This window comes from Sphingobacterium sp. SGL-16, from assembly GCF_011043515.1.
In the GTDB taxonomy this organism is placed as follows: Bacteria; Bacteroidota; Bacteroidia; order Sphingobacteriales; family Sphingobacteriaceae; genus Sphingobacterium; species Sphingobacterium litopenaei.
Genome location: NZ_JAAKGQ010000015.1, coordinates 26211 through 45631 on the forward strand (window position 1 = coordinate 26211; position 19421 = coordinate 45631).

A 19421-nucleotide genomic window follows, 5' to 3' on the forward strand; every position below is an offset into this window, starting at 1 on the left:
ATATGAAGACTATGAAAACGAGAGGAATAAAACAATTAATATATATTGGGATTACAGCAACTTTGCTTTCAAGTTGTTTCAAGGAAGATATAAATGAAGCTATCGGTACGAATAATCCGGAGATTTCTATTTATGCTTTACGCAATCTTCACAAACAAGACGATGTTAAACTTACCGATACTGAACTAACAAGTGCTAATCATATCAAAGCATTAGTAGTATCCACTCATGAAGGCAATAATTTCCCTAAGAATTACATTGCTGTACAGAATGAATGGAGAGGACAGCTTCGTGGTATATTGTTAGAAGTAGCTGATCCGCAACGCTATAAGCTGGGCGATTCAGTAGACATCTGGGTAGATGGTCTTACATTAGGACGTCGTGAAGGCGTACTAGCTTTATTAGGCGCTGATCACAACAATACGTATATCATCAACAGAAATAACCCTGTTGTTGCAAAAGCAGTAGCTATTTCTTCGCTTAACAAACAATATGACAATTATGAATCTACATACGTAGAAATTACGTCGGATTTAGAAGTTGAACCTAACCCAGGAGAAAAAATTAAAGGTTCACGACCTTTAGCAGATGGAAGTGGCAATAAAGTGTATGTAACTGTTAGCAATGAAGCAAATTTCGCTGAGGAAGTGGTCGCTCCTAGTGCAACGTTTAGAGGAATAGTGTCGAAACAGCAAGAGGAAGTTCATTTACGTTTGTTAACGTATGCGGACATGGCTTATCCAAGTGGTAAAATATATGCAGGATGGCCTGAGACATTTGAGAATCCTGATTCACCAAAAGATGGATACGCCAATAGAACTGTCGTCCTTTCCACAGGACCTTGGTGGTTCCAACAAACATTATTAGGTGTGACACAAGGAAGAGATCGTATTGTTTCGGGTGCGAATGCTGTTCGTTTCCAACAAAACCATGCTTCTTTAGATGCGTTATTGCAAATGGATTTTGATGTGCCAAATGGTGCTTCCAAAGTAACTTTCTTCTACGGATCGTATTGGAATGACCCTACTAGCTGGTTCAAATTAGAATACTCTACAGACAAAGGTGCTACATGGCAGCAAGCTGGTGAACCAATTAGAGATGCGCATACAACAACGGAAAGTATGGACAGCAAGCAAGCCATATTCTTAATGAATATTCAAGGCCCTGTTCGCTTCAGAATAAATCGTCCTCAAGCAAACAACGTTGGTGGAAGATTAGGTGTGGATGATTTTGCTATTTTCAGAAGTTACTAAACTATATAACCTGACTATCATGAAAAAATTTAATATATTTTTAATGTTAATTTTCATCTTTACTACTGTATTTACAGCCTGTGAAGATAAGATTATCGATACCACGGAGGATAAAATTCAAACCTCCATTAAAGTCACACATATCAATATTCCATATGTGTATAATGTAACCAATGAATCTGATATCACTATCGAAGGAAAAGGTTTTGAACAAACAGATAGTATCACATTTATTCCACGTGGAGGCCAAGGTGGTGGAACTATTAAATTGGGGATTAAAACAATAGAAGACGAGAAAGTGGCTCTAGAAAATAGCCCTTATTTTAGAGACGGAGAATATGAAATCCGCATACAACGAGGAATATTAGATCAACTTTTAGGTAGAACATTTGTAAACCGCATCTTCAATGCTAGTATTCCGGATCGTGAAGGAATGACAGTAAAAGGAACGGTACATTCCAATGGCCAAGGTGTGGCAAACGTCATCGTTTCAGATGGTATCGAATTTGCTGTCACCGATCAGAATGGTGTGTATTACTTACCTTCTGCTAAGAAACATGGTTTTGTGTTCATTACGGTACCTGCTAACTATGAAGTATCGGTAATCAATACTATTCCTCAGTTTTTCAAGAGACTTGCGGGGTTAGCTTCTGCTACTGAAATCAAAGATTTTGAATTATTTCCAGTAAATAATGAAAACCATGTGGTGGCTTTTATGACTGATATGCACCTTGCAAACAGAAATAATGATTTGACACAATTTCAAAGTTTCATTGAAGATGTAAAGAATGTCTATGAGGAATACAAAGGTCAAAATAAAAAATTCTATGGTATTACTTTAGGTGATCAGACATGGGATCAATACTGGTATTCAAATAACTTTAAATTAGAAAACTATGTCGATCAAATCAAGAGCTTAGAATTCCCAATTTATAATGTTATTGGTAATCATGACTACAACCCTTATGTAAGTGCGAATGACTGGTTAGGTGCGGCTGAATACAGAAAAGTATTAGGACCTACTTATTATTCTATCAATATTGGCCGTGTTCACTACATTATTTTGGATAACATGCAGTGGTTGAATGATGGCGGAAGTCAAGGCGTTGTTGGTGAAAGAAACTACAGAGACTTTTTAGACCAAGAACAATTGACGTGGTTGGCTAAAGACTTATCTTATATTACGGACAAGAGCACACCGATTGTGATCGCTACTCACGTTCCATTATTTACAAATCCCGATCAAAACGGAAATTTCAACAATGCAATGGAAAATACTTCAGAGCTTTTAGCTGCGGTATCGGAGTTCACAAACGTAAAAGTAGCTACAGGTCACACCCATATTAATTACCGCAACTCTCCTGCAGGTTCTAACGTATATGAACAAAATATTGCTGCAGTAAGTGCAACTTGGTGGTGGACTGGTGCTACATCAGCAGCAAACCATATCTCTAGAGATGGTAGTCCAGGTGGTTATGCGATTTGGGAGATGACAGGAAGAAACCAACAATGGTATTATAAGAGTATAGGATTTGATAAAGACTATCAATTCAGATCATACGATTTGAATAATATACACATTACTTCAGCTACTTATACACCAAGTGCTACGGATGAGTTTAAAGGAAAAGTTGCAGGCTATGCTGGTGAATTTGCTACAGCAAATAAAAATAACCAAGTGCTTATTAATGTATGGGGATACCAAGATAATTGGAAAGTTACGGTGAAGGAAAATGGTAACACTTTACCTGTAACTCGTGTACGTAAAAAAGACCCTTTACATATTATATCCTATGAGATGCAGCGCTTGAATGCCAATGCAGAACCGACCTCGTCATTTGTGACGGTAAATTCTGCTCACTTATTCTTAGCTACTGCATCTAATGCCACTTCGACATTAGAAATAACCGTAGAAGATGAGTTTGGAAATAAATATACAGAAACAATGGTAAGGCCTAAAGCTTTCACTTACTCTATGCGCTAAGCATATAGAGTATTTGCCTACCAATTATACTAACCATTGATTGTAAAAAAATATTAAGATGAAAAAAGAAGGAATTAAAAGTTACGTTTTGTTATTAGCTTTATTCTTCGGCCTTTTTACTTCATGTAGCAAAGACGAGGTTATAGGTTTCTTTTTGGACAAAACGACGAGTGAACTCGCATTCCCTTGGGAAGGTGGCGAAAAAGGATTTGCCTTTACGACGAACGGAGAATCTTGGACTGTTTCTGCTCCAGATGCGGATTGGATAAGTTTTGATGTAACCTCAGGAACTGGTACAGGAAAAAGACAACCTGTCTTAGTAACTGTAACGCCAAATAAAGGAGAACAACGAACTGCTAACATCCAGATTAAAGTCGGCGAAGAGATAAGTGAGATAGCTGTTGCTCAAGAAGACGGAAGATTGACTTTGGGAGAAGCTTCTCTTAATGCAGAATTATTCAATATCGGTGAAACTCTTGAAGATGTTTACATCACTATTCCTTACCAAAAAGGAATAGTAGGTGATGAGATTCATTTTTCAGTGAATGTAACTGGTGCTGGTGCTGCTGGAATAGACAAAGTAGAAAATCTTCTCGTAAAATTAGAAGCTACAGCAGGTGAAATTCGTATTCCTTTGAATGGTAATCCTACAGCAAAAGGAGATGTAACATTCACTGTAAGCATTACTGAAACAGATCGCGGACTTGTGATGCCAGCTCCTATTTCTAGAGAAGTATTTGATCCAAATGAACCACATCCAGATTCTTTACCATTTGTGATTTCGGGTTTCATGCCAGATCCTAATGGAGCAGATGGTAACTATGAATACATCCAATTCCTAGCCTTACGTGATATTACATTTGATAATAATGCGAATGCGTATTCTGTTATTATATGTAACAATGCGGGAACTACTGCAGCGCCATCTGCTGGTCAACTTGACCGTAGACAGGATTATCCACCACAAGGATGGGCTTCAGGAACTTACACATTGAATAATGCATCGGTCGCACGTACATACAAAATAAATATTACTTCTGGATCTGTTCAAAAAGGGCAATATTTCTATGTAGGAGGAACTGGAGCAAAAATCAATGGTCCTAATTCTACTAGCATGGATAATGCAAAATGGATCACACAATATGATTATGTTAATAATCCTGGCGCTGATGGAATCGGAGATAAAAGCTCAGGTTTATTCGCTAACTCTGGTCTCACCTCAGGTTTAGCTGTATTCAAGGGCACAGCTGTAGATCATGAAACAGAACCAATGGATGTTATCTTTATTGGTCCGGGCACTGGAGCATTATATGGTCTTCGTAGCTATGCACCTTCTACAGGTCAAGAAAGAGGTTATCGAGTGACGAATACAGATCATTATACTGTAACCGGAACAAGTGATCGCTTCTATCGCCAAGGCAACAATACATTTGCTGTACCTTACCCTACGGGAGCTCCAGTTCAACAACAATTCTACGAATTGCGCGGAACTTATAATGTAACATCTGCAACTTGGACCACAGCTAGATCATTCAATTTGATTTCTTTAACGGATAATTCAACATTGAATCAAATTGAAACCAACAATTCAACAAAAATGATTCCTGCTCCATAAGAGCAATAACTTTATAGTATTCAACTTCGGTAGGACATTTTCTATTCATAGAAATGTCCTATCGAAGTTACATTGTTTAATACAATATCATTTTTGTGAACTGTGTTTATTAGTTATTTTTACGACCACATACTACTATAAACCATGTTTATTAAGAAAAACATAATTTTATCTATTCTTATTTCAAGTACCGCATTCATATCTTGTAAGCAAATGCACTTGTCAAAAAATGTAGAACCCAACTTCCCTACTTTCGCTTACGAAGGTCATAGAGGTGCGCGTGGATTGTATCCTGAAAATTCTATTGGCGCTATGAAAGTAGCAATGGATTTGCCAACAGTCACTACATTGGAAATGGACTGTCATATCACCAAAGACAAGAAAGTAGTTGTTTATCACGATGATTTTCTAAATCCAAAATTCGTTACTTATAACAGCGGTAAAGAATTAGAAGGAAAGGACAACAAAGGTTTAATCTACGATTATACTTATGACCAGTTGCAACAGTTTGATTTGGGATTAAAAGGAAATGTTGATTTCCCACAGCAAAAAAAGGTGTCAACAAAAATTTCACTTCTAGAGGATTTGGTCGAAGAATCTGAAAAATATGCTGCAGCTAAAGGCAAAAAGATGTTTTATAATATCGAAACCAAAAGCAGTGACAAAAAAGACAACGTAGCACATCCTGAGCCAAAGGAATTTTCAGATTTATTATTGAAAGTTGTTTTCAACAAAGGCATTGACAAAAGAACGGTAATCCAATCTTTTGACAAACGCACGATCCAATACATCAACAAAAAATACCCTACAATTCGTACATCTTATTTAATCGATGCAAAAAACACAAAAACTCCAGTGCAATTGATAGAAGATTTGGGTTTTAAACCTTTTATCATTAGTCCTAATTATAAAATTGTAACCAAAGATTTCGTGGAGCAGGCACATCAATTAGGCATCAAAATTATTCCTTGGACAGTTAACACCAAAGAAGAAATTGAAGCGTTGAAAGCGTTGAACGTGGATGGTATTATTAGTGACTATCCTAACCTATTTTAAAATCAAACCTTAGAAAATACATGCTGAATTTTTTAAAACCACCAAAACACAAGGAACTATTATCAGCAGATAGAATAGATCCAGAATACAAAAAATTACGTATACAAGTCTTTATCGGGATATTCCTTGGATATGCCGCTTACTACTTTGTACGTAAGAATTTCTCGTTCGCTGTTAAAGATTTACAAGATACATTAGGCTATAGTAAAGCAGAATTAGGTTTTGCGATGTCCGCAATTTCTATTGCCTACGGTTTAAGTAAATTCGTAATGGGGAATGTTTCAGACCGTAGTAATGCCAGATATTTCTTAGCGATTGGTTTAGTATTATCGTCGTTGACGATGATTTTTATGGGCTTTTCCCCTTTTGCTACTTCTTCCGTTGCCATCATGTTTATCTTGCTTTTTATAAACGGTTGGGTACAAGGAATGGGATGGCCTCCATGTGGTCGTGTGGTCGTACACTGGTTCTCCATCAAAGAACGCGGTACTACGATGTCTATTTGGAACTTAGCACACAATGTAGGTGGATTTTTAGTAGGTCCATTAGCCATTTTGGGTGTGGAATTATTTGTAGACTGGCAAGCTAGATTGTATTTTCCAGGTTTAGTGGCTATGCTATTTGCCCTTATTGTGATTCTTTTTGTGCGTGATACACCTCAATCTTGTGGTTTACCTCCTATCGAAAAATACAAAAACGATTACCCAAAAACTTATGAGGAATCGCAAGAGCAAGAATTCACAGCAAAAGAAATCTTCTTCAAATATGTATTCAACAATAGGCTGTTGTGGTTTATTGCTATCGCGAATGCTTTTGTGTATTTAGTCCGAAATGGTATTATCAACTGGGCACCCACATTCCTGCAAGAAGCCAAAGGATTCTCTTCTGCTGAAGCAGCTTGGTCTGCATCAGTTTATGAATTAGCAGCTATCCCTGGTACTATCCTTTGTGGGATTATGAGTGATAAACTATTCAAAGGAAGACGCGCACCCGTGACCATTATATTTATGGCAGTTACTTTCTTAGCGGTATTGTTGTACTGGTTGACACCGGGTGATAATCCTTGGGTAATTAACATTGCATTATGGACAATCGGCTTTTTAATCTATGGACCAGTAATGTTGATTGGCGTACAAGCATTGGATTTAGTTCCGAAGAAAGCAGCGGGTACCGCAGCAGGTCTAACAGGTTTATTTGGCTATTTCATCGGTGATATGTTGGCGAATGCGGCATTAGGCGGATTGGTGGATAAAAGCGGTTGGGATGCTTCATTCGAAATGATTCTAGCCTCATCGGTATTGGCAATTATCTTTACTGCTTTCACATGGAACAGAGAAAAAGAAATTCTTAACAGATAAGCTTTAAAATACTCCACATAAAAAAGTCTTGTGAACGAATCACAAGACTTTTTTGTTTATTTTAGTAAGACTAAAAGCGAAAAGTATGAAAAAGAAATTTTTCAAGATATTAAATAACATTAATAAAGCTATATTGCCTAAATACAGCAAGCTTGACCCCTCGAAATTATCAAAATTTCAACAAGCTATTGTGGCTTTTCGCTATTATGTGCTGACTAATTCGTTGGATTAATTCTGTAAATCTTTAGGCGCATTCTTTATTAACATTTCTGTTTGCGGATAAGGTATAGTGATACCTTTATCATCAAAAGCTAATTTTATTTTTTCCTGAAGACTATTGAACGTATCCCAATATTGGTCACGATCAATCCAACCTCTTACAGTTAAATTGACAGAACTATCTCCTAATGAATCTACAAAAACCATAGGAGCCGGACTTTTCAAAATATATTCCTCTTTGGTTAGAATATTTAAAATTATTTCCTTCGCAGTTTTAATATTATCCTCATACCCGATACCCACGATAAAATCAAATATTCGAGAAGTAATTTTTGTAAAGTTTTTAATTACAGAATTTGCCAAAGTACCATTAGGACTAAATATTCGGATACCATTCGCATCTTTAAGCGTTGTATACAATAAATCAATTTTTTCTACTGTTCCACTTGATCCATTTTGACTATCGATATAGTCCCCTACCTCAAAAGGACGAAATAAAAGGATTAAGACTCCACCAGCAAAATTGGATAAGCTACCTTGTAATGCCATACCAACTGCCAATCCAAAAGCGGATAAAGCAGCAATAAAAGAGGTAGTTTGAATGCCAACAGTGCTTGCTACAGTTAGAATCAATAGCGTGTAGCATACAAATTTCAATAAACTTAAAATAAATCCTCTTATGGATATATCCAGATTCCTCTTCTCAAATCTTGAATTTAAAATTTTTAAAATTAATTTAATTACATATCGCCCTACAATGAGAATTACTACACCTGCCACTAACTCTGGGACCTTTAGTACCAACAAATCAATAAGTTTTTCAATTCTTCCTTCAAAGTTTTCCATATAATTTTATTTTTCAATTCCACAAAATATACAATTTTCGAATGGTAATCCTTAGTTTTTGAATAACTTTATACAATGATTTATCTAGATAACAATGCCACCACACGTATAGATGATGCCGTATTGGATGCTATGCTACCTTTTTTGAAGGAAGAATATGGTAATGCTTCCAGTCTACAGCACAAATTGGGCAGAACTGCACATCAAGCTATAGAAAAATCAAGAAGTAGTATTGCTAACTATTTCGGCGCTTCATCAAAAGAAATTTATTTTACCAGTGGCGCTACGGAATCTATTAATATGGTATTACGTGGCATATTTGAGCGTTATCAATCAATTGGCAAGCATATTATCACGACTAAGTCAGAACATAAAGCTGTTCTGACAACTTTAGAAATCTTAACAAAAAAAGGAGCTGAAATTACCTACTTACCTTTGGATAATCAAGGTAATATCAATCTGTCGGATTTAGAAAATAGCATTCGTCCCGAAACGATTTTAGTATGTCTTATGCAAGCAAACAATGAAACGGGCGTCATTCATCCTCTAGCTAAAATAGCTGAGATTATCTCTTCCAAAGATGTGTTGTTATTTAGTGACACAACACAAGCTATTGGCAAATATGCTTTCGACTATGCCAAGTCAGGAATTGATATTTGCTGCTTCAGTGCACATAAATTACATGGTCCAAAAGGAATTGGAGGACTTTACATTAAAAGGAAGACCAGACCAATTCAAATTGAACCTCTGATTACAGGCGGAAAACAAGAAAATAGTCTGCGAGGCGGAACTTATAATACACCATCAATTGTTGGAATGGGCAAAGCTTTTGAACTTATATCCTTAAAATATCAAGAACAAACAGCTGAACTAAGGAATTATTTTGAAAACCGAATTCTGCAAGAGATCGAAGATACAGCTGTACACGCATCTCATGCTGACCGTTTGTGCAATACGACAAACATTCTTTTCAAACATGTGAAAAGTGCTGAATTGATGCCCAAACTGATCAATATAGCCGTATCATCGGGTTCAGCATGCGTATCAGGTGATCGAGATCCTTCACATGTGCTGACAGCGATGGGAATAGCGGCCGAGGATGCATTATGCAGTTTGCGATTTAGCTTGTCTAAATTTATAACCAAAGAAGAACTAGATGTTGCTATTGAAGACATTAAATCTGCAGTACAAAAAATCAGAAAGGACTCTCCTATTTGGCAATTGTACAAGTCCGGTGTACTCTAATAAAATGACAAAATTCATACGGTTTGTAGTTGTGGGTTGCAATTTATTTACGAACTTTGTTCTAATCTTAAAAGATTAATAATTATGGTGACTGTAACAGAAAAAGCGAAAGAGAGAATACAACAAATCATGTCCGACGAAAAGTACGATGAAAATTATTTTGTACGTGTTGCTGTGGTTAGTGGTGGTTGTTCAGGACTTTCTTACGATCTTAAGTTTGATAACGAAGAGAAAAAAGGCGATCAGTTTTTTGAAGATAACGGCGTAAAAATTTGTTTGGACATCAAATCCTACTTATATCTTGCAGGCACAGAACTAGATTATTCTGACGGTTTGAACGGTAAAGGTTTTGAATTTCACAATCCAAATGCATCAAGAACTTGTGCGTGTGGCGAAAGCTTCTCCGTTTAAGCAGTTTTCTACTTAAAATATTAAAGAGCTGCAAATGCAGCTCTTTCTTTTTATAATATTATTAAAAATCACATTTATAGGTTGTTATTTTAATGAAATTTCGTAGCTTTCCCTACATTTATCATAACATAATAACCAATTATTTAATCAGTTAATGGGCAGAGAATTATTACAAAGAGAACAAGCCATTACGTTTGTTAAGGATACTTTTTCAACATATTTAAAACAAGCTTTAAACTTAATACAAATTTCATCACCTTTGATCGTATTGGATGGAACAGGAATTAATGACGACTTAAACGGTATTGAAAGACCAGTTTCGTTTCCGATTAAATCGTTGAATGAACAACGCGCTGTTGTTGTACATTCTCTAGCGAAATGGAAACGCGTACGATTGAAAGAATTAGAACTGGAAGCTGGCGAAGGAATCATCACAGATATGCGCGCTTTGCGTCCAGATGAAGATTACTCGCCAATACATTCTATTTATGTGGATCAATGGGATTGGGAAAAAGTTATCCTACCAGAAAATAGAAACTTAGCTTTTCTACAACAAACAGTAAAAGATATATACTCTTCTTTAGTAGAAACTGAAAAACACATAGAAGCTAAATTTCCGCACTTAAAGGCTATTCTTCCTGCCGAAATTACATTTATCTCTTCGGAAGAATTATTACAAAAATACCCTTATTTTACTCCTAAAGAACGAGAAAACGCTATTGCAAAAGAATACGGTGCTGTATTCTTATATGGTATTGGTGGTGTATTGTCCAATGGTTTTGCGCATGACGGAAGAGCCGCAGATTATGATGACTGGAGTACAGAAAATGAGGCTGGCTACCAAGGTTTGAATGGTGATATTTTAGTTTGGAATCCTATCTTAAATAGTGCCTTTGAATTGTCATCCATGGGAATACGCGTCAGTAAAGAAGCTTTACAAAGACAGTTAGAAATCCGAAATTGTGAAGATAGAGCACAATTATCTTTTCACCAAATGCTGTTGAATGATCTATTGACAGAATCCATTGGTGGTGGTATTGGGCAATCTCGTGTATGTATGTTTATGCTCAAATTATCGCATATCGGAGAAGTTCAAGTAAGTATATGGGACGATCACAAAAAGAAAATCCTAGCCGAAGAAAATATCAATTTATTATAAAAGCAAAGAGCTGCAAAAAATGCAGCTCTTTCTTATTTCAGTAGATTTACTTCGTATAAATCTTTCCTTCTATCTTTCATAATCTTAACCGTACCATATTCGTGTAGATCGCGTAAAGCGTACAGATCCACATCGGCGATTAGTACCATTTCTGTGTTTGGTGTAGCTTCCGCTTTAATAGCATTATTCGGAAAGGCGAAATCCGAAGGGGTAAAAACTGCTGACTGCGAATATTGAATATCCATATTGTTGACGCGAGGCAAATTACCTACCGAGCCCGCAATAGCCACATAACATTCATTTTCAATAGCTCTTGCTTGCGCACAATGACGTACGCGAATATATCCATTCTGCGTATCCGTCATAAATGGAACAAATAAAATCTGCATGCCTTGATCTGCCAGAATACGCCCTAATTCAGGGAATTCCACATCATAACAAATTAATAAACCAATTTTTCCGCAATCTGTATCGAATACTTTCACTTCACTTCCGCCCACCATACCGTAGTATTTAAACTCATTAGGCGTAATGTGTACCTTACGGTATTGATCCACGTGTCCATTACGATGACACAGATAACTTACATTATATAATTTCCCTCGCTCGTACAAAGGCATAGAACCAGCTATAATATTCACATTGTAGGAAACCGCAAATTGCGTGATCTTTTGTTTGATTTCTTTGGTATGTTCTGCTAATTTTTCCATAGCCATACGCTCGGGTAAGTCATTATATGGACTCATCAATGGCGTATTAAAAAATTCGGGAAACATAATAAAGTCTGTACCATAATCTGAAACCGTATCCACGAAAAATTCGATTTGATTGTAGAATTCCTGCAGATTTTTAAACGAACGCATTTGCCATTGTACTAATCCCAATCGAATAGCTTGTTTTGTTGCCGAATTGGATCGGGCATCAGGTTCATAATAAATATTATTCCATTCCAACAGCGTCGCGAATTCCATGGATTCTGCATCCTCGGGCAGGTAATTTTTTAAAATTTTCTTAACATGGAAATCATTCGATAATTGAAACGTCAAGGTAGGATCATAGATTTCTTTACGCTTAACCTTTTCAATATAAACACGAGGACTCATCTCCTCAGCATAATTGTAATAATTAGGAATACGTCCTCCAGCGATAATGCTTTTCAAATTCATCTGCTCGCACAATTCCTTGCGGGAATCATACAAACGTCGACCCAAACGCAAAGACCTGAATTCAGGATGCACAAATACTTCTATTCCGTACAGGGTGTCTCCCTCGTAATCGTGCTTGGAGAATTTCCCGTCATCGATGATTTCATAATAAGAATCGTATATGTTGTTTTTTTTCGAATTGAGAATAATAGAAAGTGCGCAGGCTACTACATGTCCATTCACTTCGACACACAATTGTCCTTCAGGGAATACATCAATTAGATCCACAATATTCTCCCTTGACCAGACATCTCCTACCCCATGATATGCTTCGGTCATAGATTTTTTCAAATCCGAATAATCTTTCTTCGAAAGCAATCTTACTTTAATATCCATAAAATTTCAGCGTTAAGTCTATTAAATATACGCAAATCTGATACCATTGTAACCCCATTGATAAAGAAAAACCCCATCAATGTGGAAATTGATGAGGTTCAGATTTGAATAACCAGATATACTATTTTTGATTGTTTATTTTTTCCTCAAGCATCTTTATGAAATAACCTCCCACCACTGATCTCGCTTTAAAACCTGCTCGTGTAGGTTTATCCGTATAAACCCAATCAGACATAGGTACGCGATCTGTAGTTTCATACATAAATTTATAAACAGGATTTATAAATTTTTGGAAAGTCACCATATCATCTGCTAAAGTTGCAGTCCACATAATCCAGTCTGTCTTTGTATATGTTCTTCTGTTATCAAGCGGTAAACCATATTGATTTTGCTTGGTGAGATAATAGTCTATTTCTGTTTTGAAGATAGATTTATCGAAGATATTCATATCCAAAAGCTTATCCCACACTAGGTTGTATTTTTGACTCCAAGTACCTTCCTTATCAAATGTGAGACGGTAATGATCGCCGTCTGCAGCCATAGATTTCCATTTTGCAGCCATATCCTTTGCTATGGCAATATATTTTTTGGATACATCCGTTTTTCCTAACATTTCCGCCAAATATCCATAGGAACCAATCGCTACGATAGCTTTGACCGATAAATTCGCATTATGTGCAAAATGTCCGGCAAAATCATCTGTACACAATTGATTATCGGGATCCAAACCATGTTCTACCAAATAATCCGTCCATGTTGTAAGTACTTCCCAATGTTTTTTGGCATAATCAGCATTTTTCTCCATTCTAGCAATTGCATAACTCAGAATCAGCATATTACCAGATTCTTCCACTGGCATATCACCCCCATAGGTCTGCCCATTACCAATTGGATATGTCCCGATATCATGTGCAGCGAAAGGCTTTGTCCATTTTTTACTCGCACTGTAATAAAAAATATGATTGAGAAGACCTTTTGCCAATTCGGGATTGTAATACAAATAAAGTGGTGCAGAAGGATAAGTAACATCCACAGTTCCAATAGAACCATTGCTGTCATTTTCCTTAGATAACCATAGCAGATCACCATTCGGAGCCTGTACAAGTTTGTGCGCTGCGATAGACTGTCTGTACGACAAGGCTATCAAGGCTGCATATTCATATCCTCCTACACGTATAGCCGTGTTCCATAGTTCGGCATCAAATTTATCACATGCCTGTTTCAATTTCGCAAAGTCTTTGTCTGCTAGTTGAAATTGTTTTTCAATCGTGCTGTTATCCTGTCTATTCCAATATGGACGAAGATTTTTACCAAAATATTGAATGGAATAAATATCATCGTATCCCAGCATAATTTTGTCAGAGTGTTTAGTAGAAACAGTAAAATTTTGGGTTAAGACAAGCTGATTTCCATTTGCTGTTGATTGAAGCGTTTGCCCTTTAAGAAATTGTTCGCGCAAAGTCGTTCCCTTTCCTGTAGCTGATTTCGATTTGTTCGCATCAGCAGCCATGTAAAAATAACCCCAGTCGATACGAATATGATCACCTTTTTTAGCCAACACTTCTTGACTTTTACTTCCTGTTTTTACATACTGTAAATTTCCAGATTTATACGTTGAACTAGTGGATTCTTGCAAAGGAGAATTTAATGCCCAATGTGAAGAAGCTTCGAGATAAAGCTGTACATCATGTTTTTTTCCATCCCGAGAGGTCACTTCGTAAGCTAAATAATTCACAGGCCTAGAAACTAATTCCAGATCGGTCAATAATAGTGGCGCAATAAAGGAAATGTTTAAATCAACTGGTCCACATTCAAATTGATAATGCGTTTGCGTTGCCTGAACATCTACTGATTTTTGAAGGGCGGTTTGTGTAAAGGAAATAGTATTTTTTCTTTCCGTATACATTCCAAAATCAAAATATCCATTAGCCACTCGATTATAACAGTAACCTGCTAAGATATTCTTGCCTTTTTTCAAAGTTTTAACCACTTCTTCAGAAAGTTTTACTCTCCGATTTTTGCCGGTAGCCTGTCCAGTATTAGCGACTTCGATCCCGTTTACATACATTATAGCATCATCATCATGCGTAAATTCCAGATACACATTTTTACCACCTAAATCTTCGTTCAATATCACTTCCCGGCGTACCCAAATCTTAGGTTCCTGCCAATCCGTTCTGGAATTAGGTTCATTATCCAACGTACCGTATGGAGCAGCTCCAGTTTTCCAATCCGAATCCGTAAAGTTGATTTGAGTCCAATCTTTAGAAGGTTCGTTCACCGTATATTTCGCAGACCAAATCTCGTGTTCACCCATCTTCGCAATAGCCTCAAGCTCAATTTCCTCTTTTCCAAGAAAACGATATGCAATACCATCGACTTTAACTACACCCAACAATGGAAACGGTTTGTCTGTCCAATGACGAACAGCATCATCATACAAATTATCCGAATAAGACCATGCACTAGTATTGGGATCAATAGTAATTAAAGGAAATGCAGGTGCTCTAAGTTGATTTTTGGAGTTTGACTGCTGCGCTAACACATGTATAGCACAGCAAACCAAAACAACCAAAAAAGTGATTTTATTTCTCAAAAAATTCATAGTGTAGTGTTTAAAATAACCTGGCTCTAGTGAGCATACAACTTACGATGTACCTCAATTAATTGTGTTTCAGGAATCTTAATTACTTTGCGGTCATACGTCATTAGACCATTTGTTTCCACTTCTACATCTGTAGTTTGCGTATAAACTGCTGCAGAAAGTCCCATTGGAATAAGTTTATCCAATTTTTCAATCAGTTGTCTATATCTGTTAAATAATTCTTCTTTATTCTTGAAACTTTGGTAGCCCCAATTGTCTTTTTGCTGCCAAACATGTCCATCTACAGGTAAACCAAGTCCACCAAACTCACCCAACGCCAAAATTTGTGTAGCTCCAAACAAATCTGGATCAGGCATAGCTGCGTCTGGATAGTTGTGAATATCCAAAATATGTCCAGTATTCATAAAATTACCACCACTAGCACTGTTCACTAATCTTGAATTATCCATCGCTATCGTCCATTCTGTAATTTCTTTAGTCTTAAATTGTCCCCAAGCTTCATTGAAAGGAACCCATACCACAATACTTGGATAATTATGCAATGTCTCCATAATGGTTTTCCATTCTTTACGGTAGTAAGCTTCAGATTCTGGAGAACGATTTTTGTCTCTTCTATCTCCTGAAATTTTTCCCGGCTGCATATCCCAGCTATTTCCTCCTAAATCCCCGCTCGGCATATCTTGCCAAACTAAAATTCCTAAACTATCACAATGACGATACCAACGTGCGGGCTCTACTTTGATATGTTTACGAATCATATTGAAGCCCATTTCTTTTGTTTTGATAACATCAAACTTAAGCGCTTCATCCGAGGGAGCAGTATGCAATCCATCAGGCCACCAGCCTTGATCAAGAGGTCCATATTGGAATACAAACTTGTTGTTAAGCAACATACGTTGAATACCATTTTTATCTTTTTCCATGGAAATTTTGCGCATAGCAAAATAGCTTTTTGCGCGGTCCAGCACTTTACCTTTACGGATTACCTGTACATCTAAATCGTACAATTTAGGGTTGGAAGGAGACCATTGTTCTAGATTTGGCACATTAATATCTAAAGTAGAATTTACGTCACCAACTTGCTCTGTTACTACTTTATTACCATCTAATACCACTACTTTGACTTGATCTCCTGCGGTAGCTCCTCCAATATTAGAAGCAAAAGTTAGCTTTCCTTCATCCAATTGTGGAGTATGTTTTGTACTCGCGATATATGTTTTTGGCACACTCTCTAACCATACTGTTTGCCAAATTCCCGTCACTGGTGTATACCAAATTCCGTGAGGATTTTTAATTTGCTTACCTCTTGGTTGAGGACCGTCATCTGTAGGATCCCAAACACGAATCACAATATCTTGTTTGGCTCCTTTTTTTACAAAAGAAGTAATATCCATGCTAAATGAATCAAAACCACCCTCGTGTCGTCCAACTAAACTTCCATTCACATAGATATCACATTGCCAATCTACCGCTCCAAAATGCAAAAGAATATTATCCTTATTCACCTTTTTATCCAAGGTAATGGTATTATGATACCATAAAGCCTTATCCTTTCCGACTTCTTTTCCTACACCTGATAAAGCAGATTCTACAGCAAAAGGCACTAATATTTTACCTTCCCATTTTTCTGGAAACTCTTTTCGGTCAGCGGCTGTAATAGCATAATTCCATAAACCATTTAAGTTTTGCCAGTTCTTTTCACGAACCAACATAGGTCTAGGATATTCCGGATGAGGTTGTTGTGGATTAACTTTTTCACCCCAAGGAGTCGAAATTTTCGAACCCGCTGGTTTCCATTCTTGGGCAAAAGTAAGCTGGCCCGCCAGCATTAGGCATGCTACAAAAATCTTTCTTTTCATCAAATTTGTGTTATTATGTTAATTATTATTTTACAACTGGAAATGCTGATATACGCAATCTTGCTGCGCCCATCGGTATCAATTCTACGACCTGCTCTTTGCTGTCTACCACAAGCGGACTTAAAGGGAGCTCACCTGTCAATCCATGCCGATCAACTAACCATTCTTTCAGCTGTTTAGCTTTTATAGTGATGGATATAGGAACAGTATTCGCTTCAAAAGGAAATGAATCCTTAGGCCACGCTTTTTTGTTGACTGTCAAATTCTCTGGACGCTCCAACTCACTTTTTACAATACCATAGTTCCAATCGCTGGCAGGCAAAATTTCATAAGAAGGCCATTTTGAAGGGTCGGCATTCTCTTGCCATTTCGAATCCCCGATAGCTGACACCTTACTGTCTTTTTCAACGTATTGCTCCTTTATTTTTAAAGAATAAGTCAAAGGGCCACGCATGATACTTACTGCATTTTTATTCTTTTCCCAAGTTTTGACTTTTACAGCCATAGGCAAAATAAGTTCTACCTTATCGTCATTATTCCACATACGATCAATTTTGAAGTATTTTGCTCCACGTGACACGTTATATTTTTTTCCATTGATTTTTACCTCAGCTTTTTCAGCCCAATTTGGAATGCGTAAATAAAAGGGAAACTGAACATTTTTCTGTTTGGTGTTCACTTCAAAGTTTATCACTTCCTCAAATGGGTAATTAGAAGTTTGCTTAATACTTACTTCGCTTTTATTTCCGACTTTCACATCGACCGTCGATGCAGCATATAGAACCGCAGCTACACCATTATCATTCGTTGCCATATATAAATGTTCGGCATAATAAGGCCAACCTTGACTGTGGTTATGTTGACAACACCTAGAGCTGAATGGATTCATCATCAAAAATGGTCCACTATTATCTATACCAGGCGCATGATTTTTACTGTCGCTAATCGTCATATTAGGACTAGTGATGTATCGCAAAGCTTTAAAATCTGCCGTCACAGCTGCTGGATAAGTGTTAAAAGCCACTTCCTCCGCATGATCAGCCCAAAATGGATCGCCCGTGATGCCTAATAGAATCTCATTGGAAGCCATCTGTTCCACCATACCACAAGTTTCTACGCCTTGTCGCGGATCCGTGTAACCAGGTCGAGCATTTTCATCAGCGCCAAACATTCCGCCTGGAACTTGTCCAAATACTTCGCGAACAAAATGAAAATTGTCATACGTAGCTTTTAAATGTTTTGCATCTTGGCTTTGTAAATAAAAGGTTGCTGGCTCTCGAAAACATTGCGCCACATTCACATTATGCCAATTCGGCAAATCATTTTGCTTTGTCCAATCCGCCGTATTGCGATGTAATTTTTCCGCTAAATCAAGCAGCCACTCATTTCCTTTAGTGCGATTATATAACCAGTACACGGATAAGATATTATCCCCGCCACGACTATTTTCCCAATAATCTTTTAATAAGAAACTATCTGGTAAATTATATTGCCATTTGAAATAATTGGTCATCAATGTCAATACGCGCTCATCTCCACTGTACTCATAATAGGATTGCAAGCACCAAAGCATAATCATATTTCCCCACAAGTCAGGTTTATTGTTTCGAAGAATTAGAGGTCCAAAGTAACCATCAGGACGTTGGCTTTGAATCGCTGCCTCCAACCAAATTTTGGATTCCTCAATTATCTTTGGATCATTCAAGATATAGCCCAGATGCGCATAGCCTTTTAGCCAATACGGAACTTCCTCCCAACCATGATCTCCCGAACCATCTTTACTTAACCAAGCATTATTTTTCTTTGAAAGCCAAGCACTGATCTCGCCCAAATTACCTGTTAAGCCTTCTTTTTGCAATTCCAAATAGCGTCCTAACCATCCTGATGGTCGAATATTTCCGACAGGAAGCTTAATAAGCACATTTTGCTTCAAAGGCTGACGATTATTAATATAATAAACATTGCTAGATTCTACTGGCAAGTCTTGTATACTACCAATTGTTTCCTGCTGCGCAGATAAATTAGAAAAAGTCAAGCCTAAAACTAGTGCAAGAAATAAATGCCTTTTCATCTGTAGATAGGATTATAATTTTGAAATAATTGATTACTCAAATATAAAAGCCTTATTCCTAATCCTGTCAACAATTTATCTCAAAATAATATCGTTTTGTATCAATGCACCCTATTTATCCCTTCGAATGCTACTATAGATATATTCTTTGTATATTTTTGTAGAAATAGGTTATATATTTATAACAATTACAGATACC

The 19421-nt window shown here is 37.0% G+C and carries 14 protein-coding genes; 9 read left to right on the forward strand and 5 right to left on the reverse strand.

The window, feature by feature from the left end; genetic code table 11:
• The first annotated feature begins 2 nt into the window (after positions 1 to 2).
• The 6 genes from G5B32_RS07195 to G5B32_RS07220 all read left to right on the forward strand — a co-directional run bounded on the left by G5B32_RS07195 (position 3) and on the right by G5B32_RS07220 (position 7498).
• Complete coding sequence (locus G5B32_RS07195; RefSeq protein ID WP_206366823.1) at positions 3 to 1253, forward strand: DUF5689 domain-containing protein; 1251 nt, start codon at positions 3 to 5, stop codon at positions 1251 to 1253.
• Between the two features lie 19 nt (positions 1254 to 1272).
• Positions 1273 to 3237, forward strand: a complete 1965-nt coding sequence (locus G5B32_RS07200) for a calcineurin-like phosphoesterase C-terminal domain-containing protein (RefSeq protein WP_165290873.1) — start codon at positions 1273 to 1275, stop codon at positions 3235 to 3237.
• A 58-nt stretch (positions 3238 to 3295) separates the two neighbouring features.
• Positions 3296 to 4852: a BACON domain-containing protein gene (locus G5B32_RS07205; RefSeq protein WP_165290874.1), complete on the forward strand. Its 1557-nt coding sequence runs from the start codon at positions 3296 to 3298 to the stop codon at positions 4850 to 4852.
• Positions 4853 to 5065: 213 nt separating this feature from the next.
• Entirely contained in the window at positions 5066 to 5908 is an 843-nt protein-coding gene (locus G5B32_RS07210; RefSeq protein ID WP_223815337.1) for a glycerophosphodiester phosphodiesterase family protein, read from the forward strand.
• A 20-nt stretch (positions 5909 to 5928) separates the two neighbouring features.
• A complete protein-coding gene (gene glpT, locus G5B32_RS07215; RefSeq protein ID WP_165290876.1) occupies positions 5929 to 7266 on the forward strand; it encodes a glycerol-3-phosphate transporter in 1338 nt (445 codons plus the stop codon).
• Between the two features lie 85 nt (positions 7267 to 7351).
• Positions 7352 to 7498 carry a hypothetical protein gene (locus G5B32_RS07220; protein WP_165290877.1) on the forward strand — a complete coding sequence of 49 codons (147 nt, stop codon included), beginning with the start codon at positions 7352 to 7354 and terminating at the stop codon, positions 7496 to 7498.
• Here the strand turns inward: G5B32_RS07220 and G5B32_RS07225 are convergent.
• Positions 7495 to 8331: a mechanosensitive ion channel family protein gene (locus G5B32_RS07225; RefSeq protein ID WP_165290878.1), complete on the reverse strand. Its 837-nt coding sequence runs from the start codon at positions 8329 to 8331 to the stop codon at positions 7495 to 7497. The genes G5B32_RS07220 and G5B32_RS07225 overlap by 4 nt on opposite strands.
• Before the next feature lie 75 nt (positions 8332 to 8406).
• Here G5B32_RS07225 and G5B32_RS07230 point away from each other — a divergent pair, with 75 nt between their 5' ends.
• From G5B32_RS07230 to asnA, 3 genes are all read left to right on the forward strand, one after another.
• Positions 8407 to 9576 (forward strand): cysteine desulfurase family protein, encoded by a 1170-nt coding sequence (locus G5B32_RS07230; protein ID WP_165290879.1) that lies wholly within the window; start codon positions 8407 to 8409, stop codon positions 9574 to 9576.
• 84 nt (positions 9577 to 9660) lie between these two features.
• Complete coding sequence (locus tag G5B32_RS07235; RefSeq protein WP_165290880.1) at positions 9661 to 9987, forward strand: HesB/IscA family protein; 327 nt, start codon at positions 9661 to 9663, stop codon at positions 9985 to 9987.
• Between the two features lie 154 nt (positions 9988 to 10141).
• The gene (gene asnA, locus G5B32_RS07240) at positions 10142 to 11146 is read left to right on the forward strand and encodes an aspartate--ammonia ligase (protein ID WP_165290881.1); all 1005 of its coding nucleotides are present in this window, start codon (positions 10142 to 10144) and stop codon (positions 11144 to 11146) included.
• A gap of 32 nt (positions 11147 to 11178) precedes the next feature.
• Here the strand turns inward: asnA and G5B32_RS07245 are convergent, their stop codons facing one another.
• From G5B32_RS07245 to G5B32_RS07260, 4 genes are all read right to left on the reverse strand, one after another.
• Positions 11179 to 12687 carry a bifunctional GNAT family N-acetyltransferase/carbon-nitrogen hydrolase family protein gene (locus tag G5B32_RS07245; protein ID WP_165290882.1) on the reverse strand — a complete coding sequence of 503 codons (1509 nt, stop codon included), beginning with the start codon at positions 12685 to 12687 and terminating at the stop codon, positions 11179 to 11181.
• Between the two features lie 121 nt (positions 12688 to 12808).
• Positions 12809 to 15292, reverse strand: coding sequence for a glutaminase family protein (locus G5B32_RS07250; RefSeq protein ID WP_165290883.1), 2484 nt, complete (start codon positions 15290 to 15292; stop codon positions 12809 to 12811).
• 26 nt (positions 15293 to 15318) lie between these two features.
• On the reverse strand, positions 15319 to 17151 hold the full coding sequence (locus tag G5B32_RS07255) for a glycoside hydrolase family 2 protein (protein WP_165290884.1): 1833 nt from the start codon (positions 17149 to 17151) through the stop codon (positions 15319 to 15321).
• Between the two features lie 25 nt (positions 17152 to 17176).
• The gene (locus G5B32_RS07260; protein WP_165290885.1) at positions 17177 to 19222 is read right to left on the reverse strand and encodes a beta-L-arabinofuranosidase domain-containing protein; all 2046 of its coding nucleotides are present in this window, start codon (positions 19220 to 19222) and stop codon (positions 17177 to 17179) included.
• Positions 19223 to 19421: the final 199 nt, after the last annotated feature.

What these genes read in the sequence shown, in the direction of transcription:
- G5B32_RS07195 (WP_206366823.1), top strand. Translation starts at nt 3, where the DNA reads ATGAAGACTATGAAAACGAGAGGAATAAAACAATTAATATATATTGGG.
- G5B32_RS07200 (WP_165290873.1), top strand. Translation starts at nt 1,273, where the DNA reads ATGAAAAAATTTAATATATTTTTAATGTTAATTTTCATCTTTACTACT.
- G5B32_RS07205 (WP_165290874.1), top strand. Translation starts at nt 3,296, where the DNA reads ATGAAAAAAGAAGGAATTAAAAGTTACGTTTTGTTATTAGCTTTATTC.
- G5B32_RS07210 (WP_223815337.1), top strand. Translation starts at nt 5,066, where the DNA reads ATGCACTTGTCAAAAAATGTAGAACCCAACTTCCCTACTTTCGCTTAC.
- glpT (WP_165290876.1), top strand. Translation starts at nt 5,929, where the DNA reads ATGCTGAATTTTTTAAAACCACCAAAACACAAGGAACTATTATCAGCA.
- G5B32_RS07220 (WP_165290877.1), top strand. Translation starts at nt 7,352, where the DNA reads ATGAAAAAGAAATTTTTCAAGATATTAAATAACATTAATAAAGCTATA.
- G5B32_RS07225 (WP_165290878.1), bottom strand. Translation starts at nt 8,331, where the DNA reads ATGGAAAACTTTGAAGGAAGAATTGAAAAACTTATTGATTTGTTGGTA.
- G5B32_RS07230 (WP_165290879.1), top strand. Translation starts at nt 8,407, where the DNA reads ATGATTTATCTAGATAACAATGCCACCACACGTATAGATGATGCCGTA.
- G5B32_RS07235 (WP_165290880.1), top strand. Translation starts at nt 9,661, where the DNA reads ATGGTGACTGTAACAGAAAAAGCGAAAGAGAGAATACAACAAATCATG.
- asnA (WP_165290881.1), top strand. Translation starts at nt 10,142, where the DNA reads ATGGGCAGAGAATTATTACAAAGAGAACAAGCCATTACGTTTGTTAAG.
- G5B32_RS07245 (WP_165290882.1), bottom strand. Translation starts at nt 12,687, where the DNA reads ATGGATATTAAAGTAAGATTGCTTTCGAAGAAAGATTATTCGGATTTG.
- G5B32_RS07250 (WP_165290883.1), bottom strand. Translation starts at nt 15,292, where the DNA reads ATGAATTTTTTGAGAAATAAAATCACTTTTTTGGTTGTTTTGGTTTGC.
- G5B32_RS07255 (WP_165290884.1), bottom strand. Translation starts at nt 17,151, where the DNA reads ATGAAAAGAAAGATTTTTGTAGCATGCCTAATGCTGGCGGGCCAGCTT.
- G5B32_RS07260 (WP_165290885.1), bottom strand. Translation starts at nt 19,222, where the DNA reads ATGAAAAGGCATTTATTTCTTGCACTAGTTTTAGGCTTGACTTTTTCT.